This window comes from Halosaccharopolyspora lacisalsi (genome assembly GCF_014137975.1).
Taxonomy (GTDB): Bacteria; Actinomycetota; Actinomycetes; order Mycobacteriales; family Pseudonocardiaceae; genus Halosaccharopolyspora; species Halosaccharopolyspora lacisalsi.
This window is the reverse complement of record NZ_JACGWZ010000002.1, coordinates 355,965-380,926: the sequence shown is the minus strand read 5'-3', so window position 1 is coordinate 380,926 and position 24,962 is coordinate 355,965. Positions and strand designations below refer to the sequence as shown.

General features: G+C 68.0%; 21 protein-coding genes. 7 read left to right on the top strand and 14 right to left on the bottom strand.

Translation table 11 applies throughout. The annotated features are described in order from the left end of the window. Window positions 1–88: 88 nt before the first annotated feature. Window positions 89–697, top strand: a complete 609-nt coding sequence (locus FHX42_RS09520; RefSeq protein ID WP_182543870.1) for a TetR/AcrR family transcriptional regulator — start codon at window positions 89–91, stop codon at window positions 695–697. Window positions 698–903: 206 nt separating this feature from the next. Here FHX42_RS09520 and FHX42_RS09515 read toward each other — a convergent pair whose 3' ends face one another. Continuing rightward, complete coding sequence (locus FHX42_RS09515) at window positions 904–1,635, bottom strand: TetR family transcriptional regulator (protein ID WP_182543869.1); 732 nt, start codon at window positions 1,633–1,635, stop codon at window positions 904–906. A gap of 106 nt (window positions 1,636–1,741) precedes the next feature. On the opposite strand from FHX42_RS09515, the gene FHX42_RS09510 reads away from it, so the two are divergent. The 3 genes from FHX42_RS09510 (at window position 1,742) to FHX42_RS09500 (ending at window position 5,368) form a co-directional block, all read left to right on the top strand. After that, window positions 1,742–2,896: an acyl-CoA dehydrogenase gene (locus FHX42_RS09510; protein ID WP_182543868.1), complete on the top strand. Its 1,155-nt coding sequence runs from the start codon at window positions 1,742–1,744 to the stop codon at window positions 2,894–2,896. A gap of 407 nt (window positions 2,897–3,303) precedes the next feature. Then, window positions 3,304–4,701, top strand: coding sequence for a TrkH family potassium uptake protein (locus FHX42_RS09505; RefSeq protein ID WP_182543867.1), 1,398 nt, complete (start codon window positions 3,304–3,306; stop codon window positions 4,699–4,701). Next, a complete protein-coding gene (locus FHX42_RS09500) occupies window positions 4,694–5,368 on the top strand; it encodes a potassium channel family protein (protein WP_220480095.1) in 675 nt (224 codons plus the stop codon). Before FHX42_RS09505 ends, FHX42_RS09500 begins: the two co-directional genes overlap by 8 nt. Window positions 5,369–5,419: 51 nt before the next feature. On the opposite strand, the gene FHX42_RS09495 is transcribed toward FHX42_RS09500, so the two are convergent. Then, a complete protein-coding gene (locus tag FHX42_RS09495) occupies window positions 5,420–5,851 on the bottom strand; it encodes a hypothetical protein (RefSeq protein ID WP_182543866.1) in 432 nt (143 codons plus the stop codon). 131 nt (window positions 5,852–5,982) lie between these two features. Here FHX42_RS09495 and murJ point away from each other — a divergent pair, with 131 nt between their 5' ends. Then, entirely contained in the window at window positions 5,983–7,617 is a 1,635-nt protein-coding gene (murJ, locus tag FHX42_RS09490) for a murein biosynthesis integral membrane protein MurJ (protein WP_182543865.1), read from the top strand. Here murJ and FHX42_RS09485 read toward each other — a convergent pair. The 8 genes from FHX42_RS09485 to FHX42_RS09450 all read right to left on the bottom strand — a co-directional run bounded on the left by FHX42_RS09485 (window position 7,611) and on the right by FHX42_RS09450 (window position 16,614). Continuing rightward, window positions 7,611–8,360, bottom strand: a complete 750-nt coding sequence (locus FHX42_RS09485) for a type 1 glutamine amidotransferase (RefSeq protein WP_182543864.1) — start codon at window positions 8,358–8,360, stop codon at window positions 7,611–7,613. The genes murJ and FHX42_RS09485 overlap by 7 nt on opposite strands. Then, window positions 8,357–9,685, bottom strand: coding sequence for a MurT ligase domain-containing protein (locus tag FHX42_RS09480; RefSeq protein ID WP_182543863.1), 1,329 nt, complete (start codon window positions 9,683–9,685; stop codon window positions 8,357–8,359). The genes FHX42_RS09485 and FHX42_RS09480 overlap by 4 nt, the downstream gene beginning before the upstream one ends. Continuing rightward, complete coding sequence (locus tag FHX42_RS09475) at window positions 9,682–9,939, bottom strand: hypothetical protein (RefSeq protein ID WP_182543862.1); 258 nt, start codon at window positions 9,937–9,939, stop codon at window positions 9,682–9,684. The genes FHX42_RS09480 and FHX42_RS09475 overlap by 4 nt, the downstream gene beginning before the upstream one ends. A gap of 771 nt (window positions 9,940–10,710) precedes the next feature. Then, window positions 10,711–11,361, bottom strand: coding sequence for a LysM peptidoglycan-binding domain-containing protein (locus FHX42_RS09470; protein ID WP_182543861.1), 651 nt, complete (start codon window positions 11,359–11,361; stop codon window positions 10,711–10,713). Between the two features lie 372 nt (window positions 11,362–11,733). Continuing rightward, a complete protein-coding gene (locus tag FHX42_RS09465; protein WP_220480094.1) occupies window positions 11,734–12,516 on the bottom strand; it encodes a siderophore-interacting protein in 783 nt (260 codons plus the stop codon). 440 nt (window positions 12,517–12,956) lie between these two features. After that, window positions 12,957–15,392: an ABC transporter permease gene (locus FHX42_RS09460; RefSeq protein ID WP_182543859.1), complete on the bottom strand. Its 2,436-nt coding sequence runs from the start codon at window positions 15,390–15,392 to the stop codon at window positions 12,957–12,959. Then, entirely contained in the window at window positions 15,389–16,096 is a 708-nt protein-coding gene (locus FHX42_RS09455; RefSeq protein WP_182543858.1) for an ABC transporter ATP-binding protein, read from the bottom strand. The genes FHX42_RS09460 and FHX42_RS09455 overlap by 4 nt, the downstream gene beginning before the upstream one ends. Then, window positions 16,093–16,614 (bottom strand): PadR family transcriptional regulator, encoded by a 522-nt coding sequence (locus tag FHX42_RS09450; protein ID WP_182543857.1) that lies wholly within the window; start codon window positions 16,612–16,614, stop codon window positions 16,093–16,095. Before FHX42_RS09450 ends, FHX42_RS09455 begins: the two co-directional genes overlap by 4 nt. A gap of 223 nt (window positions 16,615–16,837) precedes the next feature. On the opposite strand from FHX42_RS09450, the gene FHX42_RS09445 reads away from it, so the two are divergent. Beyond that, window positions 16,838–17,965 carry a dipeptidase gene (locus FHX42_RS09445; RefSeq protein WP_220480178.1) on the top strand — a complete coding sequence of 376 codons (1,128 nt, stop codon included), beginning with the start codon at window positions 16,838–16,840 and terminating at the stop codon, window positions 17,963–17,965. A gap of 95 nt (window positions 17,966–18,060) precedes the next feature. Here FHX42_RS09445 and FHX42_RS09440 read toward each other — a convergent pair whose 3' ends face one another. Then, window positions 18,061–18,723: a CPBP family intramembrane glutamic endopeptidase gene (locus tag FHX42_RS09440; protein ID WP_182543856.1), complete on the bottom strand. Its 663-nt coding sequence runs from the start codon at window positions 18,721–18,723 to the stop codon at window positions 18,061–18,063. A 478-nt stretch (window positions 18,724–19,201) separates the two neighbouring features. On the opposite strand from FHX42_RS09440, the gene FHX42_RS09435 reads away from it, so the two are divergent. Then, the gene (locus FHX42_RS09435) at window positions 19,202–19,741 is read left to right on the top strand and encodes a DUF1697 domain-containing protein (protein WP_182543855.1); all 540 of its coding nucleotides are present in this window, start codon (window positions 19,202–19,204) and stop codon (window positions 19,739–19,741) included. A gap of 13 nt (window positions 19,742–19,754) precedes the next feature. On the opposite strand, the gene nrfD is transcribed toward FHX42_RS09435, so the two are convergent. The 3 genes from nrfD to fdh are packed head-to-tail and all read right to left on the bottom strand — an operon-like array spanning window position 19,755 to window position 24,959. Then, a complete protein-coding gene (gene nrfD, locus FHX42_RS09430; RefSeq protein WP_182543854.1) occupies window positions 19,755–20,693 on the bottom strand; it encodes an NrfD/PsrC family molybdoenzyme membrane anchor subunit in 939 nt (312 codons plus the stop codon). Beyond that, on the bottom strand, window positions 20,690–21,622 hold the full coding sequence (locus FHX42_RS09425; protein ID WP_182543853.1) for a 4Fe-4S dicluster domain-containing protein: 933 nt from the start codon (window positions 21,620–21,622) through the stop codon (window positions 20,690–20,692). The genes nrfD and FHX42_RS09425 overlap by 4 nt, the downstream gene beginning before the upstream one ends. Then, window positions 21,612–24,959, bottom strand: coding sequence for a formate dehydrogenase (gene fdh, locus FHX42_RS09420; protein WP_328796012.1), 3,348 nt, complete (start codon window positions 24,957–24,959; stop codon window positions 21,612–21,614). Before fdh ends, FHX42_RS09425 begins: the two co-directional genes overlap by 11 nt. Window positions 24,960–24,962 lie beyond the last annotated feature (3 nt).

Genomic DNA, 24,962 nt, shown 5'->3' with positions numbered 1-24,962 from the left:
TACGCGAGACAGACAGGTCTGTCTCACAGGAGTAGGCTGGATTTCAGCAGTGGTTTCGCCCCCTTGACCCAGTACTACGGTGAAGTGCATGACGACCAGCCACGAGGCTGCCACCCGCGACGCTCCGCGGGAACGCATCCTGGAGACCGCCTACGACCTGTTCGCCCAGCACGGCGTGGGCAGCGTCGGCATCAACGAGGTCATCACCCGCTCCGGGGTGGCCAAGGCCACGCTGTATCGCCACTTCCCCGCCAAGACCGATCTGGTGCTGGCCTTCCTGGCCGAACGCGAGCAACGCTGGACCCACGACTTCATCGAGGCCGAGGCTCTTCGTCGCGGTGACACCCCGACCGAGCAGCTCCTGGCCATCTTCGACGTCTTCGACGAGTGGTTCCACCGCACCGATTTCGAGGGCTGCTCGTTCATCAACGTACTGCTGGAAATGCACGGCCACGGGTCCGAGCATCCCCTGGGGCAAGCGAGTGCGCAGTACCTGGACAACATTCGCGTCATCGTGCGCGACCTGGCCGACAGAGCCGGCCTGACAGCGCCGCAGGACTTCGCCCACTCCTGGCACATTCTCATGAAGGGTTCCATCGTCGCCGCCGCCGAAGGCGACACCATCGCCGCCCGCCGCGCCCGCACGATGGCGCACAGCCTCATCGACGAGCACCGCGCCCCTGCGGTCATGTCCTAGTTTCGACGTTTTCCGCATGTCGTGGTTATTCGTGCATCAGTGTGCTTATTTCATTTTACACTGAAACAACAGAGCTAAAAATATCCTGATCCGCCCAGGGAGTGCGCTCGGAGAGCACACGACCGCTGGCGCCTCGGGCCGCACACCCGGCACGGCCGACCACCGGGACTCGGACCAGATTAGGCACTCGGTGCCATTACTGGTCGTCATTCGTCCGAGAGCTCCCGGAGGACGCCCTCGATCCGCGAACTCACAGTCGCCGGAGAGGCTTCGGTACGCACCACGCTGACGACGACGTGCTCGGAGTCGGAGCCGGCAGCGGTACCGACCGTGTCGGTGACGAACCGCAGCGCCTGGCGCAGCTCCGTTCGGGCATCCGTGACTCCCCCGCTTCTGAGCCACTCGCGCAGTACGTGGTTGTGCGCGGCCACCACGGCCGACGCGGCCACCGCCGCGCGAAGTTCCCCGTCGGCCTGGCCGGCATAGCGATGACGCAGGTAACGGGCGAAGACACGCTGATAGCGGTCGATACTCGCGATCTCGGTGTCCCGCAGCGAAGGCACCTGACGAGTGAGTTCGAAGCGCTTCAGCGAGATTTCCGGTTCGGCGAGATACATCTCGAGCACCAGTTCGGCGGTACGCCCCACCGCCGCCAGCGGTGCTTCGGTCTCGTCGGCGGCCTCCAACAGCTCGACCACCTCGGTCACGCGTTCCCGGTGGTCGGGAAAGACCACCGCCTCCTTCGAGGGGAAGTAGCGGAAGAACGTGCGGCGGCCGACACCGACAACATCGACGATCTCTTCGACGGTGGTGGCCTCGTAGCCCTGAGCGGCGAACAGGTCCAGTGCTGCCACCGCGAGCGCACTTCGCAACTTCCTGCGCCCGTCGGCGGTCCGACCCACGCGCGGTTTCGGGGTGGACGCAGCTGCCTCGGTCATGCCCGGCAAGGTAGCAGGCCGGGTTTACCTGTGGCACGGAGTGCCGCTAGGATTTTCGCGCCGCAAGCCGATCGCGGCGTTCGAACCTGTGAATGGGAGACGTGTGGTGAACCCCGACTTCGAGCTCTACCGGTTGGCCGACGAGCACAACGACCTGCGTGAGGCGGTACGGGCGCTGGCCGAAAAGGAAATCGCCCCGTACGCCGCCGAGTGCGACGAGCAGGAACGATACCCGCGCGAGGCGTTCGACGCGCTGAGCGGCGCGGGATTCGCGGCCGTCCACGTCCCCGAGGCCTACGGCGGCGAAGGCGCCGACTCGGTCTCGACCTGCATCGTGATCGAGGAGGTCGCGCGGGTGTGCGCCTCCTCCTCGCTGATTCCGGCGGTCAACAAGCTCGGCACCATGCCGATCCTGCTGTCGGGTTCGGAGGAGATCAAGCAGCAGGTCCTGGGATCGATCGCCTCCGGGGAAACCACCGCCTCCTACGCGCTGTCCGAGCGCGAGGCCGGTTCCGACGCGGCGAACATGAAAACCCGCGCCCACCGCGACGGCGACGACTGGGTCCTCAACGGCACCAAGTGCTGGATCACCAACGGTGGTGAGTCCAGCTGGTACACGGTCATGGCCGTGACCGATCCCGACAAGGGCCCCAACGGGATCAGCGCCTTCGTCGTCCACGCCGACGACCCGGGCTTCGAGGTCGGTGGCAAGGAGAAGAAGCTGGGGATCAAGGGATCACCCACGGCCGAGATCCACTTCACGGACTGCACCATCCCCGGCGACCGCATCATCGGTGAACCCGGAACCGGGTTCAAAACGGCGCTGCGCACTCTCGACCACACCCGGCCCACCATCGGTGCCCAGGCGCTCGGTATCGCCCAGGGCGCCCTCGACGCCGCCACCGACTACGTCAAGGAGCGCAAGCAGTTCGACACGCCCATCGCCGACTTCCAGGGCGTGCAGTTCATGCTCGCCGACATGGCCATGAAGGTCGAGGCCGCGCGGCACATGGTCTACGTCTCGGCGGCACGCGCCGAGCGCGGCGAGGGCAACCTCGGCTTCATCTCGGCCGCGGCCAAGTGCTATGCCTCGGACGTGGCCATGGAGGTCACCACCAACGCGGTGCAGCTGTTCGGCGGGGCGGGATACACCCGTGACTTCCCGGTGGAGCGCATGATGCGCGACGCCAAGATCACCCAGATCTACGAGGGCACCAACCAGATCCAGCGCATGGTCATGGCCCGCAGCCTGCTCAAGTGACGTCCGCAGCGGAACGGACGGTCCGTACGCACGACTCGTACCGGCCGTCCGTTCCGTAGCACCTGAGCATCCGCCGGACGGCCCGGTACGACTACTGGCGGTTTCCTCCGTGCTCCGGCATCATCGGCGATGAATCCACTCGTCGGCCCGGACAAGCGGATCGAGATCCGACAACCGTCGCCCATCATCGCCAGCCAACCGGACAAGGTCAGGTCAGGGTGCGGACAGGAGCCACAGCCTCAGCTCGGGGAGCAGTACCTCGTCGATCGTCCCAGGTCGGGTGTGCGTGGCCGCCGCCACAGGACGCACATCGAACGGTGGGGCGCCGACCGGCGGACACCGCGGTGGCAGTAGCCTCCCCCTCTTGGTGTTGGCACGAATCGAACCCCGCCTGAAGGCGCCCCAGCATGAGTAGCCCGGTAGCTCGCGGAGCGGCCTGGCTACGACGCATAGCTCGACGATCCCGCCGGTTGCTTCCCGACAGCAAGCACCCCGCGCAGATGGTCGTGGCGGGCTTCGCCTTGGCGATCGCGGTGGGAACCGTGCTGCTGATGCTGCCGATCTCCAGCGAGACCGGCACCGTCACCCACTGGGTCAACGCTCTGTTCACCGCCACCTCTGCCGTGTGCGTGACCGGGCTGGTCGTCGTCGACACGCCGGGGCACTGGTCGACGTTCGGGGAAAGCGTCGTGCTCGGTATGATCCAGATCGGTGGCTTCGGGATCATGACGCTGGCCTCGATGCTGGGGATGCTGGTGGCACGTCGATTCGGGTTGCGGATGCGACGTACCGCCCAGACCGAGACCAAGAGCCTCGGACTCGGCGACATCCGCTCGGTCGTCGCCGGGGTCATCACCGTCAGCCTGATCGTGGAACTGGTGACGACGACAGTGCTGACCACGCGTTTCACCCTCGGCTATGGTGAGTCGCTCCAGCATGCCGCCTACCTCGGCCTGTTTCACGCGGTCTCGGCGTTCAACAACGCCGGGTTCTCGCTGTACTCCGACAGCCTCGTGCGTTTCGCCACCGATCCGTGGATCTGTCTGCCCATGGTCATCGCGTTCGTGATCGGTGGCCTGGGGTTTCCCGTCCTGTTCGAGATCGGGCGACGGCTGCGGCACCAGCGCCGGTACTGGTCGCTGCACGCACGAGTGACCCTGGGCACCTACGCCACGCTCGCCGTGATCGGCGTGGCGGCCTTCCTGTCGTTCGAGTGGAACAACCCGGGCACGCTCGGGCGGTTCGGGGTGCCCGGAAAGCTGCTGGCCGGATTCTTCCACGGTCTCGCTCCCCGCACGGCGGGCTTCAACAGCGTCGACGTCGGGGAACTGCATCCCGCCACGATGCTGGTCACCGACGTGTTGATGTTCATCGGCGGAGGAAGCGCGGGCACCGCTGGCGGTATCAAGGTGACCACCTTCGCCCTGCTGGCCTTCGTCATCCTCACCGAGGTCCGGGGGGAGACGAACGTGCACATCCTGGGGCGCAAGCTCCCGGTGGTCGTGCACCGCCAGGCGCTGACCGTGGTCCTGGTCGGTGGCGGCCTGGTGTTCGTGGCGGCACTGGCGTTGATGGTGCTCAGCCCGTTCCGACTCGACGCGGTCCTGTTCGAATCGGTCTCGGCCTTCGGTACGGTCGGACTGTCCACCGGCATCACCAGCCAGCTTCCGCAGGCGGGACAACTCGTCCTGGTGCTGTTGATGTTCGCGGGCAGACTGGGGCCGATCACCCTGGCTTCCGCGCTCGCGCTGCGAGAACGCGGGCGACGCTACGATTTCCCGGAGGAGCGACCCATCGTTGGCTAAGAGCAACCACAAGGGCCCCGCATCGCGTGCGGTGGTCATCGGGCTGGGACGTTTCGGCAGCTCCCTCGCACTGGAGCTGGTCGAGCGCGGGTCGGAAGTGCTGGCGCTGGACAACCGGCCGCTCCTCGTGCAGCAGTTTTCCGACGCGGTCACTCATGCCGCTGTCGCCGACAGCACCGATCCCGAAGTGCTGCGTCAGCTCGACGTGCCCGAGTTCCAGCGTGCCGTCGTGGCCATCGGTGACGACCTCGAGGCCAGTATCCTGACCACCTCCGTGCTCTCCGACTTCGAGATCCCGCACATCTGGGCCAAGGCCGTCAGTCGCCAGCACGGGCGGATCCTGGAGCGGGTCGGTGCCCACCGCGTCGTACTGCCCGAACACGACATGGGCGAGCGGGTGGCGCACCTGGTCACCGGGCGGATGCTGGACTACATCGAGTTCGAGGACGACTACGCGCTGGTCAAGACCCGCGCTCCGGGCGCGGCCGTGGGACACTCCCTCGGCGAGACCAAGGTGCGCAGCAAGTACGGCGTCACCGTGGTCGGCATCAAGCGGCCCAACGAGGGGTTCACCTACGCCACCCAGGACACCGTGCTGGAGCGCGGTGACATCCTCATCGTCTCCGGCCGCTCCCACGACGTGGAACGCTTCGCCGACCTCACCTGAGTCGGTGCCGAACCGCCCACCCGCGCTGTTTCGGGCCCCGCCGGGGCGGCTCTACCGCCGTCTCCGGCCGTTCCGGTGCGCCCGGCGTGGTTCGGGTATCGAGCTCAACGCGGTGTCGACGAATCCGTTGACCTCACTGCGGAGCTTCTCGATCCCCCACTCGTAGCCGTACACGTCCCAGGCCACCAGATCCGAGGAACCGGCGGTGGCCAGCCGCGAGAGCACCTCCGAAGACCAGTACCGCGACAGCGGTGGGATGTCGAAGGCCAACCACGGCCCCAGGTTGGCCGGACTGAGCGCCCCCGAGGCATACGTCGGAGCCGTGTTCGGCGCGGAGCGCGACTCGGCGACTCGGGCGAGCCCGTAGAGAAAACCGTCGACCGAACCGATGGCGCAGTCGACGGCTCGATAGACCCACCGCCGCACCACCACGATCCCGCCCGGGAAGTCCTCGACGCGCTCGTCATTGCTCGTTGACGCCACGTTTCCCCCTGATCCTCGCGGCTCACCAACCCGAGAGGCCAGTGTGCGCGTCACGGGGTGCGCGCGCAGGACGGAAGTGGCCCGTGGTGTTCCACCGGACGCGACGGGCGATTCTCCGTTACCGTCGACACGTGGTTGATCAGGCCAGCACACCGTCGCGGTCCCGGGCTCCGTCACTGGGCAGGGCCAGCGGGACGATGGCCGTGGCCACCGGCGTCAGTCGCGTCAGCGGATTGTTGGCCAAGATCCTGCTGGTCACCGTCCTCGGACTCGGAGTGATCAACGACTCCTACACGGTGGCCAACACGCTGCCGACCGTGGTCAACGAACTGCTCCTCGGCGGGGTGCTGACCAGTGTCGCGGTTCCCCTGCTCGTCCGGGCGCAGCAGGAAGGCCGGGAGCACGGTGAGGCCTACGCGCAGTGGATGATCACCATGGGCTGCGTGCTGCTGGTCATGGCCACCGCGCTGGCCGTGGCGGCCGCGCCACTGCTGACCGCGCTCTACCTCGGTCCCCACACCCGCGCCAACGCCGAGTTGACCACGGCCTTCGCCTATCTGCTGCTGCCGGGCATCATCTTCTACGGCCTGTCGGCCCTGCTGGCGGCCGTGCTCAACGTGCGTCAGGTGTTCGGTCCTCCCGCGTGGGCTCCTGTGATGAACAATGTCGTTGTCATCGCCACGGTCGTCACCTATGCCCTGGTGCCGGGCGAGATCTCGACGAACCCGGTGCACATGGGCGAGGTCAAGCTGTTGATCCTGGGCATCGGCACCGCGCTGGGGATCACCGCGCAAAGCGCGACCATGGTGGTCTCGCTGCGGCGCACGGGCTTCCGGTTCCGCTGGCGCTGGGGATGGGACCACCGGCTGGCCGAGTTCGGTTCGTTGGCCCTGTGGGTCGTGGGCTACACCGTGATCAGTCAAATCGGCATGGTCGTGGTCATTCGAGTCGCCGGCCAGGGCACGGTCGGCAGCGTGTCCACCTTCCACTACGCCTGGCTGCTGTCCCAGGTGCCCTACGGAGTGCTCGGCGTGTCACTGCTGACCGCGCTGATGCCCCGGATCAGCCGGTCCGCCGCCGAACAGGACACCGAGGGTTTCGTCAGTGACCTTTCACTGGGAACACGGGTGAGCACGGTCATGCTCATGCCCGTCAGCGCACTGATGTTGACAGCGGGTGGGGCCATCGGCGTGGCCTTCTTCTCCCTCGGACAGGGTGACGTGGCCACCGCGGAACGACTGGGAACCACGCTGGGCTTCTGTGCGCTCGGAATCGTGCCCTTCGCGATCACGATGCTGCAACTGCGTGCCTTCTACGCCATGAAGGACGCCCGCACTCCCACCGCGATCAACATGATCATGGTGATTTTCCGGATCGTGCTGTGCTACGGCTTTCTGGCCGTGCTGCGCCCCGAGGACCTGGTCATCGGCGTCGCGGTCGCGATGTCGCTGAGCTTTTTCCTCGGCGCGATCATCGGCCAGGTCTGGTTGCGCGTGCGGCTGGGGCACCTGCAGACGAAGCGGATCGTGCTCAGTTTCGGTACCGCGCTGCTGGCCACGGTCCTCGGCTGCGTCGCGGCGCTCGGAGCGCTGCAAGGGATGCTTGCCCTGACCGGTCCGCTGGGGGCCGTCCCGCAAGCCTGGCTGTCCCTCGGGGTGTGCTCCGCTGTGGTCCTGCTGGTCAGCTTCGGGATGCTGATCCTGTTCCGCGTTCCCGAGCTGGCCCCGGTGACCACACGCCTGCGACGGCTGCTCGGTCGTCACTGACTCCGCTGAGCGTTCGGATGCCTCGAGCGGAACTTGATCCGGTTCGTCCGCTCGGCACGCAGTTCCTCGATCTCGTCGATCTCGGGCAGCGGCTCCAGTGGCCGCCCCACCGCCCACTCCAGCATGGTGTCGGCCAGCACCGGGTTCCGGGCCAGTACCGGGCCGTGCAGATAAGTGCACACGACGTGCCCGCTGACCGCGCCCTCCACCGCGTCGTAACCGTTGCCGATGCCGTGCACCACCTGACCGAGCGGCTGAACCCCCTCGGCGATCCTGCTCCGACCGAGGTGGTTCTCGAACCCGGTCAGTACCCCGATCCCGTCGACCGAGGACTCGGTGACCACCTCACCGATCGCTCGGGAAGCGCCCGGTTCGGTGACGACGTCGATGAGCCCCAGTCCCTCGTGATACGAGCCGTCACCGGTGCGAAACCCCGTACCCAGTACTTGGAGTCCCCCGCAGATCCCGAGCACCGGTGCACCCGCCTGCGTGGCTCGCCGTAGCCCCCCGTCACGCAGGAACCGCACCGCGGCGTGCTGAGCGACGTCCTCGCCCCCACCGACGAGATAGATGTCGCAGGAGTCGGGGACCGCCTCGGAGGAGGACAGCACGGTCACGATCTCAGCGGGGGTACCGCGCCAGCTCGACCGCTTGGCCAGCACGAGGGCGTTGCCCCGGTCACCGTAGGTTCCCAACAGGTCCGGCAGGACCAGCGCGATTCGCAGAACCGATTCCTTCGTCATGGTGCCGCACTCTTCGCCGAGAGGTCACGAAAGGCCGTGTAATTGGCAAGGACGTCGGGACACTCCCCCGGCAGCCGGGTCAGCGCGTCCTCCACGCTCCCGGCGACCTCGCAGGAGACTTCGGCGTATCGCAGCCGCACCGCCAGGTCCCGCGCTCGGTCGCCCGCGACCACGACCTCGCGGCCGTCGAGGCACTCGAAGTCGATGTCCCACAGCCAGGAAACGTCGAAACCGTCGGCCTCCCTGCTGTTGACCACCAGAATCAGCGGATGCCGGTGCGCCGAAACCAGATCGAGCATCTCCAGCCAGCTCGCGGGGTTCTTCGCCAGCAGCAACCGCACGATCCGCCCGCCCAGCGACACCGTGCCGTAGCGGCCGTTGGCCTGGTCGATGTCCCGGATACGTCGCAACGCCGTGTCGGGGTCGCCTCCCAGCACGAGCGCGGCGGCCAGCGCGAAGGTGGCGTTGAGTCGGTTGACCTGGCCGGGCAGCGCCAGCTCCAGCGACCGATACCACCCGTCCGGACCGGTGACCCCCTCAGCATCGACCGTGAGGTCCGCGGGCGGGCGGACCAGTCCACACACGCAGCGCCACTCGTCGGCACCGTCGAGGAACGTGCCGCAACGCGGGCAGTTCAGCGCGTCGTGCTTCCAGCGATTGCCACCGGCCACCCACGTCACCCGGGGATGGTCGACCGCGACCGAGACGATGTTGGGGTCGTCGGCGTTGGCGATCACGTGTGCGCCCGGTGCCCGTCGCAGTGCCCGCCGCAGGCGCTCCTCCACCGACCGGATCTCCCCGACCCTGTCGAGCTGGTCGCGGCTGAGGTTGAGCAGCACGATCACGGCGGGCTCGAACTCCTCGGTCACCCGCGCCAGGTGCAGTTCGTCGACTTCCAACGCCGCGTACGGGGCCCGCGGGCGCGTCATCAGGGCCGCCACATGACCGTCGAGCATGTTGGCCCCGGTGGCATTGCTGACCGTTCCCCCGCGTTCCCGAAGAGCTTCGACGATCATGTGCGTGGTGGTCGTCTTGCCGTTCGTTCCGGTCACCATGACGACACGTCTGCCCCTGGTCAACCGGCGCAGCGCGCGTGGCTGCAGCAGGAGCGCGACCCGGCCGCCGATGATCGCACCGCTGCCCGCCCCGAGCCGCTGCGACAGCGTGGCGGCCAGCCTCCCGGCTCCGACCGCCAATGTGGTGCGCGGATCCTTGCGGGGCGGTCGCCGGATCTCGGAAGGCGGTGGTGCGACCACACGCCACCGTTGCTCGGTCACCGACTCCTCGACGGTCGAAGTGGACTCGTGGTTCCGGGCCTGGTTCATGTGTCGCCCCCTCCGTCACCGAAACGCCACGGCCGTGGTGTCCTCGCCCCGGCCGCGTGGTCGCCGAACGACTCACTCCGTACGGTGCGCTGACTTCGCCGAAGCGGCAACGCCGCACAGGCACGTCTGGCCAGTGCCAGCATGCACATCAGCGCGCCCGCCACGACAGCGGCCAGCCCCACCCATCCCTGGGGTACGGCGCTCAACTGAGCCCGCACGACATCGGCCAACGCGGCATGGTGATCAGCGAACATGGTGGCTCCTCGCCCGATCGGGCTCGGCCGCTTCGCTCCGATGAATCGCTTTTTCGATCGAGGGCGGCACGGGGCGAACAGCCGAAGTGATCAGCACCAGTTTAATAGCGCCCCAGCAACCGGGCCCGCCGAGCACCACTCCCAGAAGCTCACACCATCAGGTAGGAAGATATCCACATTGATCACGGGGAGTGATGCACGGACGCGATTTCGCACTCCCACCAGCAAAAAGCAAGGATCCTTCATCTTCGAGCCAGCTCTTCGTCGAACGATCCCAAACACGGCTCGCAGTATGCAACACCGGGAGCAATATCAGCTGGTCACGACCTCGAAGAGGCTCCAACGAGGAGTGACGACAATGCACCGGAGCCGATGAATATCCACTGTGTAGCTCGCGCCTCGCAGGCGGCGAGAAGAAAGGGTCCGAAACCGGATTCCTTGACGAAAGTCGCCTCCGTCCAGCATCCTGACAGGACATCGACCGAGCATCACGGAAACGCTCACGACCGCAGCGAACCGCACGGTCGCCCAGTTTCCCCAAGGAGCGACGTCGTGACGGAAGCGTTGATTCTGATACTGCTCTCGTGTTTCGCGCTCGCCGGAATCGTGTGGACGATCCGGGACCTGCACATGGACCGGCAGCGACGCAAACCCAGGTAAGATTCCGCAAGAGCTCTGCGCCCACACGGCCAACGCGAGGGACCCCACCGGAGAGGACGAGTGGGATCCCTCGCGTGCTGCGTGCCGGACGTGCGCCGGTACCGCTTCGCCTCAGCGAATCCGCAACTGCTGCCCCGGCATGATCAGCTCGGGGCTGCTGATCGCCTCCGAGTTGTGCTGCTGGATGCGCTGCCAGCTCACGCCGAACTTCGCACCGATCGCGCTGAGCGTGTCACCGGGCTGGACCGTGTAACTTCTCCCGTCCGCGGGAGCAGCACCCGATCCGGTGTCGGTCTGCCGAGCGGTTCCCGACTGCTGCGTGGCCTGCTGGGAACCATCGGACTGGGAGGTCGTCCCAGCGGACACGTCCTGGTTCTGCAGCCCACCACCAGCGGTGAGGCCGACCTGCTGGGAGCACACCGGCCAGGCGTTCGGCCCCTGGGCCTGCAAAACCCGCTCGGCAACGGCGATCTGCTGCTCGCGGGAGGCATCGGCGGCGTTGGCGGCGTACTGGTCGCCACCGTAGGCCGACCAGGTGGACTCGGTGAACTGGAGGCCGCCGGAGAAACCGTTGCCGGACTGGATGTGCCAGTCGCCGCTGCTCTCGCACTGGGCCAGGGCGTCCCATGTCGACGGGGATGCCGCGTTGGCGGGAAGAGCCGCCGCGAACGGAGCCGCCAGCACGGCTCCCGCCATGGCCACGCGAGCGACACCGCGACCGGTGACGGTGGACTGACGGTGCTTGCCTTGGTAACGAACCATGAGAGTCTCCTGCCGCGCCATGAGCCCGCGAGCCCACGAGAGAGACCGGACCACTTCGACACTTCCCCAAGCGGCGCTCGGTCCTCTCCCCCTGCCCGTGCGTGTTCTTCGGGGACGGGAAGCTCGTCGGGCAGAGGGACGGCGCTACGAGCTTCCGGTGCTGCCTCGTCGGTTCGGGGCCGACACGGCGGACGCTACGTAGCACGTGGATCTACACCAAACCGTAATGGCGTGCCAATCGTCACAGAAACGTTATCAAGGTCAGCGCGATGTTCCGGTAAACGCAGGGCAACAGACGATCGATCGATCGCCGAACACCACGAAGTTGATCAGTATATTCGAGATCCACATCACAGCACCAGTCCCGTCGAGTCACCCCTGCCCCGCCGGCTCGCCCTCGGCGCCGCCCTCGCGCCAATAACCCATGAACGTCACCCGAGCGGCGTCGAGACCACTGTCGAGCAGCTGTCGCCGCACCGCCTTGACCATGCTCGCCTCTCCGCAGACCCACGCGTACAACCCCGCGTCGAACCAGGCCTGGGAGCGGATTTCCTCCAGTACCGAGTCACCGCGCGCAGCGGCGAACTCCCCGCGCGGCAACCATCGGAACCGCACGTCGGCGGCGACGTCGAGAGACGGGATGTCGGCGGCTTCCGGAAGTTCCACGAACGTGGTGGCGCGCGTACCGGCCGGAAGGGTCTCCAGGATACTGCCGATGGCGGGCAGCGCGGTCTCGTCACCGACGATCAGGGCGTGCCCCCCCAGCAAGTCCATCCGGTACTCCACACCGCTGAACCGCTCGGCGTGGTCGTACTCGGCGTTCGGCCCCACGATGCCGACCTGGTCACCAGGCCGGGCTCGCTCGGCGAAGGCCGAAGCGGGCCCCGTGGCGCCGTGCAGGACGAAGTCGACGTCGAACTCGGCCCGAGCGGGACGATGCGCCCGGATCGTGTAAGTCCGCGCGAGCGGACGCCGCTCCTCCGGCAGCTCGCGGACGCCGCGAAAGGTCCGATCCTCCTCCGGCAGACACGGAGCCTCCTGTTCGGCCAGCGGCAACAGCACCTTGATCCGCTGATCGAGCCCGCCGCTGGCCATGCCGGCCAGCTCGGGACCACCGAAGGTGATGCGCACCAGATGCGGACTCAGCCTTCGCACCCGGAGCACCTGAGCTGCGAAAACCTTGAAAGCGGAGACCGCGTCCGTCGTCGTACGGACCGGAGCGGAAGACGTCATCGGCGCACTCCGAGCACTTGCCGGGATCATCACGAAAGTAAGCCTAACCTTATCTTCGTGTTCGTGCTCGACGAGGGTGCCGCATTCCGGGGGCGTCCCGGTCGGACCGCCGACGCTCATGCCGATGACGTCACACGAATCGGCACTCCGGGTGGGCGACTACTACGGCGCCCGAGGGACCGTTGTCGACAACTCTTTGCGAGCGCTGAACGTTGCTGTCTCGTTGCTCCGACAGGAACGGCAGGTGGGGAGGTCGTTCGATTGGTTTCATTCAATACTGAAGCAACAGTATCGTTAAATGAACGTGATACACGACGGGGCTCGGCGTCGGTGGCCGACGCCGAGCCCCGCGGTCCCCCTCCTCATTCGGTGCGCAAGCCCTCCGGATGCATGGCCCGCCTCAGCGCGGGCATCGTCAGTCCGGTCACCACCAGCACCGACGCGGCCGCGATTCCCACCAGTCCCAGCAGTCCCAGCGGATCGAAAGCCAGGTTGTCCAACGAGGTCACCATCACCACCAGAACCCCGAGCGACAACCCGACCACGACGGAGACCGCCACGGCCACGAGCATGGGCACCCCGTTCTGCAGGAAAGCCGACCACCCCAACGTGCGGCGACGAGCGCCGACGGCGGCCAACACCGCCATCGGCCGGCGCCGCTCCTGGATCTGCTCGGCCGCCGTCACGAACAGCCCGCAGCCGATCAGGGCGAACGCGACCAGCGTGCCGAGCAGCAACCCGTACCGGATCAACCGGAAAACCATCGCATCGTCCGACGGCAGTGGCGAATACCCGCTGATGCGGCGTACGGAAGCGAATTCGAGGTACTCGGCGGCGACGTTGCGCACCCGCTCGATCGCGTCCGGAGAGGCCGACGCGGTGAAGTCGAGCCCCAGCTCCACGTTGCGCGCCCACCACGGGATGTTCTCGGCGGCCTGTGGTGTGATCAGCAGATAACTCATGTCGTAGCGGTACTGACGCGACTCCGAAACCTCGAAGGGCTTCAACTCCGCCGGTGCCCGCCAGGTCGTGACCTCACCGGGAGTCCCTTCGAGCCCCGCCGATCCGTGGTAAGTGGACGTGGCCCGCAACCGTTCACCGGGACGTATCGCTCCCGACGGCGTCCTCCGCGAGTGCTCGGGGCTCTGGAAGACGTCCCCGGCACTGCACCGCGTGACCACATCTCGTTCGAGCAACGTGGCGCAGTCGACGATCGTCGCCCCCGTGTACCTGCTGCGGCGGGGTCCTCTCTGCTGCTCGGGAACCGCGAACCGCACCCCGGCGGTGCCGTCGACCTCACCGGTCGAAGGCAGCCCTTCCAGGGCATCGGCCAACTCCGCCATGCCCTTGCCCGGGTGCTCCAGGGTGCCCCTGACCTTGACCTCGTGCCTCGACGGAGTGGCCACCTGGTGAGTGGGTCCGTCGTGGGCCTGGGCCTGGAAGGTGGCCACGGAGGTGGCCAAGACGGTCTGCAGCGCGATGACACCGGTGAGCACGACGGCGATCGCGCTGACCGACCGCGCCGCGGTGCCGCTGCTGAGCTGCAACCGCCGCAGCGCGAGCTGCCAGGTCACCGACCGGGCGCTCGACCACCGCACGACCCGCTCGACCGCCCAGGGCAGCACCAGCGGCACCCCGATGAGCAGCAGTACGATCGAGGCGAGGAAGGGAATCTGGAGCTGGCTGATGCGTTCCGAACTGGCTCCGACCAGCAGCAGGCCCACGACTCCCAGCGCCATGGGGACCAACCGCCACACGATCCCGCGCGAGCTCGGTTTGGTCCGGCGCACGATACCGAGGGGTTCGATGATCGTGCGCCGCATGGCAGCTTGTGCCGTGATGACCGCGGCAGCGGGGACACCGAGAGTCACCAGTACGGCAAACTCCCACACAGGGCGAATGTCCGAAGCGAACGTGGAGAATTCGAGCAGCGTGATGTGCGGGACCAGTTGGGCGCCACCGAGGAACACGGCCCACCCGAGCAGCACACCGAACACCGCGCCGACGAGTGCTTCGCCGGAAGCGATGCGGCGGATCTGCTTTCCGTCCGCACCGACCAGCCGCAGGGCCGCCAGGCGCCGTTCCCGGGCCGCCTCGGCCATCCGGGTGGTACTGACCACGAACACCACGATGGGCACCAGCAGGACGGTCACGCCGAACGACAGAATGATCCACATCTGCCCGGACAACGATCTGGTGTTCGTCGACGGCGAGTCACCGGGATACACCGCCGCCACGGTCGTGCCGCCCTCCGAGAGGTTCGTGGTCCCGGTGTAGTAGAAGAGCTCGTTCGGGCTGATCAACCCTTCCTTGTCGATGACGCCGACGACGTGGTCCGGCAGTCTCGGCTTCAGCAGTTCACCACCGGATCCGCGCAACAACTCCCGCAACGCGGGAGAGACCACCATCTGTCCCGGTCCCGGAATCCGCTGCAGACCCGGCGGGACCGGAGCGTCCGGACTCAGGGGCTCCAGGGCCCGCCCCTGGATGCGCTGATCGCGAAACTCGGTGGAGGCACGCGTGACCAGCATCGAGGGATCGTGGGAATCTTGGTACCGCGAAGAGTGGGGATAATGCGACAGCACCCCCGCGATCTCCTGCCGAGCGTTCTGCCGCTCATCGCGAGCCTGCTTCATGGTCGGCACCGAGGCTGCCAGCAACAGCACGCCCACGCCGAGTCCGATCCCCACTGCGGTGAGCAGGAGCCTTCCCCAGGGAGTCCGATCGCCCCCGACAGCCAGCCGGATCCCGAGTGCCAGGTCACCGAGACGGGCTCGCGCGGAACTGCGCCGGGTCATCGCACCGACTCCTGCTGCCGCACGGCCCCGTCGCGGATGAGAACCTCGCGATCGGCGTAGGCGGCCACGCGGGACTCGTGAGTCACCAGCACCACCGCCGTGCCCGATTCCCGAGCGGTCTCGTCCAACAGCGCCATCACCTGCTCTCCCGCGATCGAGTCCAGCGCGCCGGTGGGCTCGTCGGCGAAGACCACCTCCGGGTCGGCCACCAACGCCCTGGCCACCGCCGCACGCTGCCCCTGGCCCCCGGAGATCTCACCGGGCCTGTGGTCGGCCACGTCGCTCACCCCGAGCTTGTCCATCCACAGCGCCGACCGGCGGCGCCCGTCGGCGTGGCGGTGGCCGGACAACCGCAGCGGCAGCGCCACGTTCTCGGCCACGGTCAGTTCCGGGACCAGCTGTCCGAACTGGAAGACGAAACCGAACTCGTCCCGCCGCAGGGCACTGCGCTGCTGGTCGGGCATGGTGGTGATCTCGCGGCCGTGGTGGAGCACGGAACCCGACGACGGGGTGAGGATGCCGGCCAGGCAGTGCAGCAGAGTCGACTTGCCGGAGCCGGACGACCCCATCACGGCCACCATCTCCCCCGCGTGCACGGACATGCCGGCACCGCGCAGGGCCGGTGTCCGCCCGAACGAGAGCTGAAGGTCGGATCCGACCAGGACGGGATCGCTTCCCGAAGGACTCTCGGGATCTGTGGTCATCTGATCTCCTTGGTGAGCTGATCGAGCCGGGTCACGGCCAGTTCGAGCCATCGCAGATCGGCTTCGAGGTGGAACAGGGAGAAATCGTGCACGAGCAGGTCGGTGGTCCCGGCTTCCCGCTTGCTCCGGGTGAGCTCGCGCATCCGCTCCAGGTGGGCCTGCCGCTGGGCGTCGAGGACCTCCCCGGCGTCCCGGCCGGAGGCCACCGCCAGGACCACCTTGGTGAACAACGTGCTGTGCAGGTTCGCCACGGGCTTTTCCGGAGTGGACAACCACTCCTCCAGCGTGCGCACCCCCGCTTCGGTGATCGAGTACCGCTTGCGCTCCGGACCCTCGCCGGACTCGACACCGTCCACGTCGACCAGACCGTCCCGCAACAGCCGCGACAGGGTCGAGTAGACCTGTCCGTACGGCAGGGACCGGTGCTGGCCGAAGCGCTCGTCGTAAGCCCGCTTCAGGTCGTAACCATGCCGCGGCCCGCCCTCCAGCAGTCCGAGCAAGGTGTGACCGATCGTCATGCCGAGCACTATACATTCGAGGTATACACCGAGTACATAGTCCCCTCTCGACGCGTTGAGCGGCTTCGAAATCCGCCACGCACGGAGCGGGTCGTTGTCCACTCCCTCCGCTTCTGGTGTTCTCGAACTCCACGACCACGAGGAGGGCGACGTGGAGCGACGAGAGTTCCTGGGAGCCGGCGCGGCGGCCGCCGCGGGCCTTTTCGCCGGAACGCGGCACAGTCTGGCGGCATCCCCCGACAACAGCGGGCACGAGTACCGCCGGGCCGTCGAGCTCCTGGAGCGGGCGCCGTTGATCGACGGCCACAACGACGTGGTCTGGCAGTACCGTCAGCGCACGGGAAACCGCCTCGACGGGATCGATCTGAGGCGGGACACGAGCCGGCTCGATCCGCCGATGCACACCGACGTCCCGCGATTGCGCCGAGGACGGGTCGGTGGACAGTTCTGGTCGGTCTACGTCCCGACCGACCTGACCGGCCCGGAGGCGACCAAGGCGCAGCTGGAGCAGCTCGACACGGCCCGGCGCATGATCGACCGGTACGACGAGTTCGAGTTCGCCACCACCGCCGACCAGGTCGAGAGGGCCGCCGAGCGAGGTCGCATCGCCTCGATGCTGGGCGTGGAGGGCGGCCACGTGCTCGACAACTCGCCGGCCGTGCTGCGCATGTGCTACGAGGCCGGGGCGCGCTACCTCACGCTCACCCACGACAGCACCCACGACTGGGCGGACTCGGCCACCGACGAGCCCCGCCACGGCGGGCTCTCCGAGTTCGGGCGCGCCGTGGTCTCCGAGATGAACTGGCTGGGCATGCTGGTCGACCTCAGCCACGTCCACCCGAGGACGATGCACGACGCCCTCGACGCGAGCGAGGCGCCCGTGATCTTCTCGCACTCCTCGGCCAGGGGTGTGACCGACCACCCGCGCAACGTGCCCGACGACGTGCTGGACCGCGTGGCCGACAACGGCGGAGTCGTGATGGTGACTTTCGTACCGTCCTACGTCACCGACAGGGCACCGGCCACCGCGGCCGACGTCGCCGATCACGTCGACCACATCCGTGACCGCGTCGGAGCCGAGCACATCGGTATCGGAGCCGACTACGACGGCATCACCGAGACGCCCCGGGGGCTGGAGGACGTCTCCGCCTACCCCACCCTGTTCGCCGAGCTGCTCCGTCGCGGCTACGGGGACGAGGAGCTACAGCACATCGCCGGTCGCAACGTCCTGCGGGCGATGCGCGGCGTCGAGGACGTCTCCGCCCGCCTGCGCGAGAAGCGGGAAGCCTCCGACGCCAAGTTCGAGGACTTCGCTCCGGCGGCACCGACTGCCGGTCGAGCAGCGTCGTAGGCACCTCGTCGGTCTCGTGCCGGTGTGCGAGTGAACGCGTCGTTTTGGCACTCTCACCGCCAAAACGACGCGTTCACCCTTCGGGACGCCCTCGATCAGCGCTGTGCGGCCTCGGACAGGGCCGGATCGCCGGGGCGAGCCCGAAGCCTGCCGGTGACGGCGAGCAGCACCGCGACAGCCGCCATCACGAACCAGTTGAGCGGGAGGTCCCGTCCCATCAGGGACACGGCCGGGTTCAGCGCGCTTCCGGACTCGCTCAGGGCCGCCACACCGGTGAAGATCATCACCGAGCTCGCGTGGAACACGACCGCGGCCCAGACCGACCCGGAGGCCAGCCGCAGCCAGCTGATGACCACCACCTGCGGCAGCGCCCTGCCGACGAGGAACAGGGCACAGTGGGCGGCGAAGTCCCGAAGGAGGATCAACGGAGCGTGCCACGCGGTCCAGATCACTCCGCTGAGCAGCAACATCGGCCAGATCCCGGTGGGGAGCAGCTTGGGCAGCAGGTAACCGCGCCAGCCGCACTCCTCACCGAAGGCGAACACCAGTACCGACAGGACGCTCCCGAGCTGGAGAAGCAACCACCCCAGGAACGGCAGCACCGGTGGGAAGCCACTCCCCTGCTCACCCGCGAAGCCGCCCAGCGCCATCCGCTGCCGCAGCACCGAGGAGTTCTCCAGGTCCAGTTCCTGGACGTCGAGCGCGTCCGCGACCAGAGCGATGACGGCTCCCACGAACGTGGAAAGCAGCAACGCCACCAGGCAGTACGCGGCTGTACGGCCCCGGGGCGCAGCGGTCGCAGCGAGGTGGCGCCGAGAACGCTGCGCGGCCGACTCACCAAGCCCACCACGACGAGCACGGCGACCGTCGGGGTCAACATCGCCAACGAACCGGGAGGAAGACCGAACAGCGCGTCCGGTCCACCGAGCTGGAGCACCAGCGCGATCAGCGCGCACAGCCCCAGGGCCGCGACGAGGAGGACGGCCACTTCTCGCCACGGAACCGCTCCGGTGGGCTGCTCCCGTGACCTGGCCCTACGCAGTGTGAAATCCTGTGGTGCGTTCACGATCGGCGGCCTTTCCGCGCTCGGGAAACGTCGTCAACCACAACGGCGCCGCCGAAGCGGACCTGTCGCGTCCACCCGAGGTCCGGAGCGGGTGCGACCCCGGGGGTGCACCGACCGGCGTGAACCACCCGCCCCGACCGACGTGCAAGCGCCGCAAGGAGGACACGTGCATGACGCGACAGATCGCGCTGCTTCGCGGGATCAACCTCGGCAACCGCAACAGGATGAGCATGGCTCAACTGCGGGAGTCCCTCGGGCAGCTCGGGTACGAGGCGATCAGGACGCACCTGCAAAGCGGCAACGTCGTGTTCACGGCCGGAACCACACCGGACCGGGCGGAACGCGACGTCGCGGAGCACTTGGCCGGAGAGCTCGGGGTGCGCGTTCCGGTACTGGTACGCACGCGCGACGAACTCGCCGAGATCGTCGCGCGTGATCCGCTGCGGGAGGTGGTCGACGATCCGGCGCGGCATCTCGTGACATTCCTCGGCGAAGCTCCCGCACCGCACCGGATCGACGAGCTGAACCCGGCCGAGTTCGCCCCCGATCGGTTCCGGATCGTCGGCCGCGAGTTCTACCTGTGGTGCCCGGACGGACTACGCCGAACCCGGCTCACCAACGCCTTCCTCGAAAAGCACTTCGACGTCACCGCCACGGGCCGCAACTGGAACACCGTCACCCGACTGCTCACCCTGGCCGACGAGTCCTGATCCTCCCGGCCGGTCAGCCGCTCGCGGCTCCCTCGTTCGCCAGGCGCTCGCGTTGGGGAACGACGGTGTACTTGGGATCGCGAGCCGAGACCCGTCCGGCTTCGAAGATGCCGTAGCGGGTGGCGGCGCTGGCCGCTGTCAGGCACAGTCCGGCCCCGATCGCCGCGACCCGGCTGCGCCGGGCCAGCAGTGCGGCACCCGCACCCACGCACGTCAGCACCTTCGCCGCGCGCACGACCTTGCCGGACCTGCCCTCGCGATAAACCTCACCGATCACGCCCGCCCGCTGTTCCATGCGGTGACTGGCGGCGAGTTCCAGTGCCGACCCCGCCAGTGCCATCCGACGAGCGGGAGCGGCTTCGCCCCTGGGCGTGGCCAGCATCCCCACCGCGCCCGCGCTCGAGACCGCACTCCCCGCGAACACGAACGGAAGCTCGCGGTAAACCTCGTGCCACCCCGGCACCGCGGTGTCCGAGAGCAGGACGGCGGTGTAGGTGGTCATCGCGGGCGCCAGCACACTCGCCGAGATCGACGTGAGCCTGCCGATCAGGGGCAGCCGACCGGTGATCTCACTGGCCGCGGCAGCAGCCGTCAGCGAGGAGAACGGCGCGATGATCCACGAGCCGACGCTCAGCGGTGAGGTCGGCTTGAACACGCGCAGCATGTTCAGGAACCGGGCGGGGCGACCCAGGTCGTGGATCAGGGCGACGACACTGGCGGTCGAGCCGACCGCGGCCGCGACGCGCCCGGTCCGGTTCAGGTGCGTTCGGCCGGTCAGCTCGGCCAGTACCGCCATGGACGACGAAGCCCCGGCCAGTCCGCCGAGGTAGAGGTAGGCCGGGACGTCGGGCACCTTCCACGTCGGTTCTTTGATGATCGGCTGACCGTAGTAGGAGCGGAAGTCGTTCCCGGCTTCGGCGGAACGCTCAGCACTGTCGTCCGGTCGGCTCATCGCTTGCCTCCGACGAAGCAGGCGGCGATGGTGACAGCGGCGGTCAGCGCCGCGCCGGCGGCGTGCTTCCACATCGACGGCAGGTCCCGTGTCGTCACGACCGGGTCCGGAGGCAGTCCGTACACCTCGGGCTCGTCGAGCAGCAGGAAGAAGGCACCGTCGCCGCCCACGCCGTCGGTCGGTTCGTGACCGTACAGGCGGGCCTCGGTCACCCCCTGCTCGTGCAGCTCGTCGACGCGCTGAGCGGCGCGGTCGCGAAGCTCGTCCAGCGGTCCGTACTGGATGGACTCGGTCGGGCAGGCGGCCGCGCACGCGGGTGTCTCCCCCGCCCCCAACCGGTCCTGGCACATCGTGCACTTGGAGGCCCCGCCGGTGTCCGGCCGAGTGTCGATCACACCGTACGGGCACGCCGGGACGCAGTAGCCGCATCCGTTGCAGACGTCGTCCTGGACCATGACGGTCCCGTACTCGGTCCGGATCAGCGCCCCCGTCGGGCAGACGTCCAGGCAGGCCGCGTGGGTGCAGTGCTTGCACACGTCCGAGGACATCAGCCAGCGGATCTGGGTCGCCGCGTCCTCCGTCGGATCCACCGCTGCCGTGGAGGAATCACCGGGCCGCGTCATATCAGGCATCCCGATGTCGACGGTTTCCCTCGTGGTGGTGTCGATGCGCTGTTCGACGAAGGCGACGTGCCTCCAGGTGGTGGCCCCGAGATCCTGCGTGTTGTCGTAGGACATGCCCGAGAGCTCCAGGCCGTCCTCCGGCAGCAGGTTCCACTCCTTGCACGCGACCTCGCAGGCCTTGCAGCCGATGCACACGCTCGTGTCGGTGAAGAACCCGACGCGCTCGGGGTGCTCGGGGGGATAACCGGCCTCGACGGCCGGATCGGCCAGCGGTCCGCTGAGCCGGTTGTCCCCGTCAGCGCTCATTCTCGTTTCCCCTCTCACGTTCATCCCGGCCGGTCAGGCTCGGATCGTCGGCGTGCTCGGTTCCGGTGAGTTCGGTGATGCCGGCTCGTCGGCGGTACTCGGCGACGAAGGGGGCCAGTTCGACACCACGGGGCCGGCGTCCCGGCCGGATGTCGCAGGTACTCGCCTTGGTCTCCATGATGTGCACGTTGGGGTCCAGTGCGACGCCGAGCAGTTCGTTGGCGGCGTCACCGGTGGTCATACCGTTCGGGCCCCAGTGCCAGGGGATACCGATCTGGTGCAGCGTCCGCCCGTCGAGACGCAGTGGCTGCATTCGTTCGGTCACCAGCACACGTGCCTCGATGGCGGTGCGCGCGGTGACCAGCGTGGCCCAGTCGAGGTGCCGCAGCCCGCGCTCGGCCGCCAGTTCCGGCGACACCTCCACGAACATCGCGGGAGCGAGCTCGGACAGGTGCGACAACCACCGGCTCATGCCTCCGGCCGTGTGGTGCTCGGTCAGCCGGAACGTGGTGAACAGGTAGGGGAAGACCTCGCTTCCCCGCTCCGCACCGCTGGGCTGGTACCGGTTCTCCGGGCGGGCGAAGATCTGCCGGGCCGGGTTGCGCTGCTGGTTGGGGTAGACCGGGTTGGACACCGGCGACTCTTGCGGTTCGTAGTGCGCGGGCAGGGGGCCGTCCACCAGCCCCGCCGGCACGTAGAGCCATCCCCGACCGTCGCTTTGCATGATGAACGGCTCCGCGCCCTTGATGGCTTCGGGGCCGGTGGCGGCGGGATCGGGCTCGTAGTCGGGGGCCTTCTTCTTGTCGAAGTCGGGAACGTCGTGGCCGGTCCACTGCTCCTGCTCGGTGTCCCACCAGACGTAGGCCTTGCGCTCGCTCCACGGGCGACCGTCGGGGTCGGCCGAAGCGCGGTTGTACAGGATGCGCCGGTTCATCGGCCAGGCCCAGCCCCACTCCGGCGCGACCCAGGACTGCTCGTTGCCCGGTTTGCGGCGGTCGGCCTGGTTGACGCCGTCGGCGTAGACGCCGCAGTAGATCCAGCAGCCGCAACGGGTCGAACCGTCGTCGGCGAGCTGGGTGTAGCCCGACAGCGATTCACCATCGGGTCCGGTGCCGTTGATCTCCCGCAGGACCGCGTCGGGACTCGGTTCGGCCATCGGCCCCTCGGTCGGGTAGTCCCAGGTCAGCTCCAGGACCGACCGGTCACGCTCCCGCTGTTCGGCGGTGCGCTCGGGCCGGCGCCCGGTGAGCTTTTCGCGGATGCGCCGACCGAGGTGGTAGTAGAACCACAGATCACTGCGCTGGTCGCCCTGAGGCTCCACCGCCTTGCGGTGCCACTGCAGCATCCGCTGGGTGTTGGTGAAGGTGCCCTCCTTCTCGGTGTGAGCGGCCGCGGGCAGGAAGAACACCTCGGTGCCGATGTCCTCGGTCGCCAGCTCACCGCTCTCGATCTCGGGGCCGTCCTTCCAGAACGTGGCCGTTTCGATCATGTTGAAGTCCCGCACGACCAGCCACTCCAGGTTGGCCAGTCCCAGGCGCTGCTGCCGCGCGTTGGAGCTGCCCACGGCGGGGTTCTGGCCGATCACGAAGTACCCCTTGACCAGCCCCTCGATCTGGTCCACCACGGTCTGGTAGGTGCCGTGGTCACCGGTGAGGCGGGGCAGGTAGTCGAAGCAGTAGTCGTTGTCGGCCGTGGCGTTGTCGCCCCACCAGGCCTTGAGCAGGCTGACCAGGTAGCTGCGCATGTTGCCCCAGTACCCCTTGGTGGCTCCGTCGGCCTCGGCGAAGGACTGGAGGTCCTCGTTGGTGTGGGCCTGCGGCATCGGGATGTAGCCGGGCAGCAGGTTGAACAGGGTGGGGATGTCGGTCGAGCCCTGGATGCTGGCGTGCCCGCGCAGCGCCAGGATCCCGCCACCCGGTCGCCCGATGTTGCCCAGCAGCAGCTGCAGGATCGAGGCCGTGCGGATGTACTGCACGCCCACGGTGTGCTGTGTCCAGCCCACGGAGTAGGCGAACGCGCTCGTGCGCTCCGGCCCCGAGTTCGTCACCAGTGCCTCGGCCACTTCGGTGAAAGCTTCCTCCGAGATCCCGCACACCTGGGCGACCATCTCGGGGGTGTACCGGGCGAAGTGCCGCTTGAGGACCTGGAACACGCACCGCGGATGGGTCAGCGTCGGGTCGCTCTCGGGTGAACCGGGGTAGACGGGTCCGCCCGAACCCGCCCGCTCGGGTCCGCTGGAGGCGCGTTCGCGGCCGTGCGAGCTGGTCTCGCCCTCCTGCGGCTGACCCGACTTCTGCCACTGGTCGCGCCGCCCCGCCGACGGGGACGCTTCGGTGCCCTCGTACTGCCAGCTCTCGGTCTTGTAACCGCCCGCCGACGCGTCGAACCCGGAGAACAGTCCCTCCAGGTCCTCGGTGTCCCGGAACTGCTCACCGACGATGAACGGGGCGTTGGTGTAGTTGACGACGTAGTCGTGGAAGTACCGGTCCCGCTCCAGCACGTAGTGGACCAGTCCGCCGAGGAAGGCGATGTCGGTGCCGACGCGCAACGCGAGGTGCTGGTCGGCCATCGCCGAGGTCCGGGTGAACCGCGGGTCGACGTGGAAGACCTTGGCCCCGCGCCGCTTGGCCTCCATCACCCACTGGAACCCGACCGGGTGCGCCTCGGCCATGTTGGAACCCTGGATCACGATGCAGTCGGAGTTCTGCAGGTCCTGCTGGAAGGTCGTGGCCCCTCCGCGCCCGAACGAGGTTCCCAGACCGGGAACCGTGGAGGAGTGTCAAATGCGGGCCTGGTTCTCGACCTGGATCGCGCCGAGGGCGGTGTAGAGCTTCTTCATGAGGTAGTTCTCCTCGTTGTCGAGGGTCGCTCCTCCGAGGCTCGCGATGCCCATCGCGCGACGCAGCAGGCTGCCCTGCTCGTCGGTCTGCTCCCAGGTCTCGTCCCGGGTGGCCAGCACCCGGTCGGCGATCATGTCCACGGCCGTGTCGAGGTCGAGGTCCTCCCACTCGGTGCCGTGCGGGCGCCGGTAGCGCACCTTGGTCTGCCGGCTCGGTGAGGTCACCAGCTGTCTGCTGGCCGAGCCCTTCGGACACAGTCGCCCCCGGCTGACCGGCGAGTCCGGGTCACCCTCGATCTGGGTGACCTCGCCGTCCCGCACGAAGACCCGTTGCCCGCAGCCCACCGCGCAGTACGGACAGACCGACCGGACGACCGAGTCGGCGTTCTCGATGCGGGCGGGTTCGTCGGCACTGGGTGAACGCGCGGCACGGCCGCGCCCGAGAAAGTCCGAACCCGACAGCTGACGCAGTACTGGCCAGCGCAACCACTCACGCACGCA

What these genes read in the sequence shown, in the direction of transcription:
- FHX42_RS09460 (WP_182543859.1), bottom strand. Translation starts at nt 15,392, where the DNA reads ATGACCCGGCGCAGTTCCGCGCGAGCCCGTCTCGGTGACCTGGCACTC.
- FHX42_RS09450 (WP_182543857.1), bottom strand. Translation starts at nt 16,614, where the DNA reads ATGACGATCGGTCACACCTTGCTCGGACTGCTGGAGGGCGGGCCGCGG.
- nrfD (WP_182543854.1), bottom strand. Translation starts at nt 20,693, where the DNA reads ATGAGCCGACCGGACGACAGTGCTGAGCGTTCCGCCGAAGCCGGGAAC.
- FHX42_RS09485 (WP_182543864.1), bottom strand. Translation starts at nt 8,360, where the DNA reads ATGACGAAGGAATCGGTTCTGCGAATCGCGCTGGTCCTGCCGGACCTG.
- FHX42_RS09425 (WP_182543853.1), bottom strand. Translation starts at nt 21,622, where the DNA reads ATGAGCGCTGACGGGGACAACCGGCTCAGCGGACCGCTGGCCGATCCG.
- FHX42_RS09505 (WP_182543867.1), top strand. Translation starts at nt 3,304, where the DNA reads ATGAGTAGCCCGGTAGCTCGCGGAGCGGCCTGGCTACGACGCATAGCT.
- FHX42_RS09435 (WP_182543855.1), top strand. Translation starts at nt 19,202, where the DNA reads ATGACGCGACAGATCGCGCTGCTTCGCGGGATCAACCTCGGCAACCGC.
- FHX42_RS09515 (WP_182543869.1), bottom strand. Translation starts at nt 1,635, where the DNA reads ATGACCGAGGCAGCTGCGTCCACCCCGAAACCGCGCGTGGGTCGGACC.
- FHX42_RS09475 (WP_182543862.1), bottom strand. Translation starts at nt 9,939, where the DNA reads ATGTTCGCTGATCACCATGCCGCGTTGGCCGATGTCGTGCGGGCTCAG.
- FHX42_RS09520 (WP_182543870.1), top strand. Translation starts at nt 89, where the DNA reads ATGACGACCAGCCACGAGGCTGCCACCCGCGACGCTCCGCGGGAACGC.
- FHX42_RS09470 (WP_182543861.1), bottom strand. Translation starts at nt 11,361, where the DNA reads ATGGTTCGTTACCAAGGCAAGCACCGTCAGTCCACCGTCACCGGTCGC.
- FHX42_RS09480 (WP_182543863.1), bottom strand. Translation starts at nt 9,685, where the DNA reads ATGAACCAGGCCCGGAACCACGAGTCCACTTCGACCGTCGAGGAGTCG.
- FHX42_RS09455 (WP_182543858.1), bottom strand. Translation starts at nt 16,096, where the DNA reads ATGACCACAGATCCCGAGAGTCCTTCGGGAAGCGATCCCGTCCTGGTC.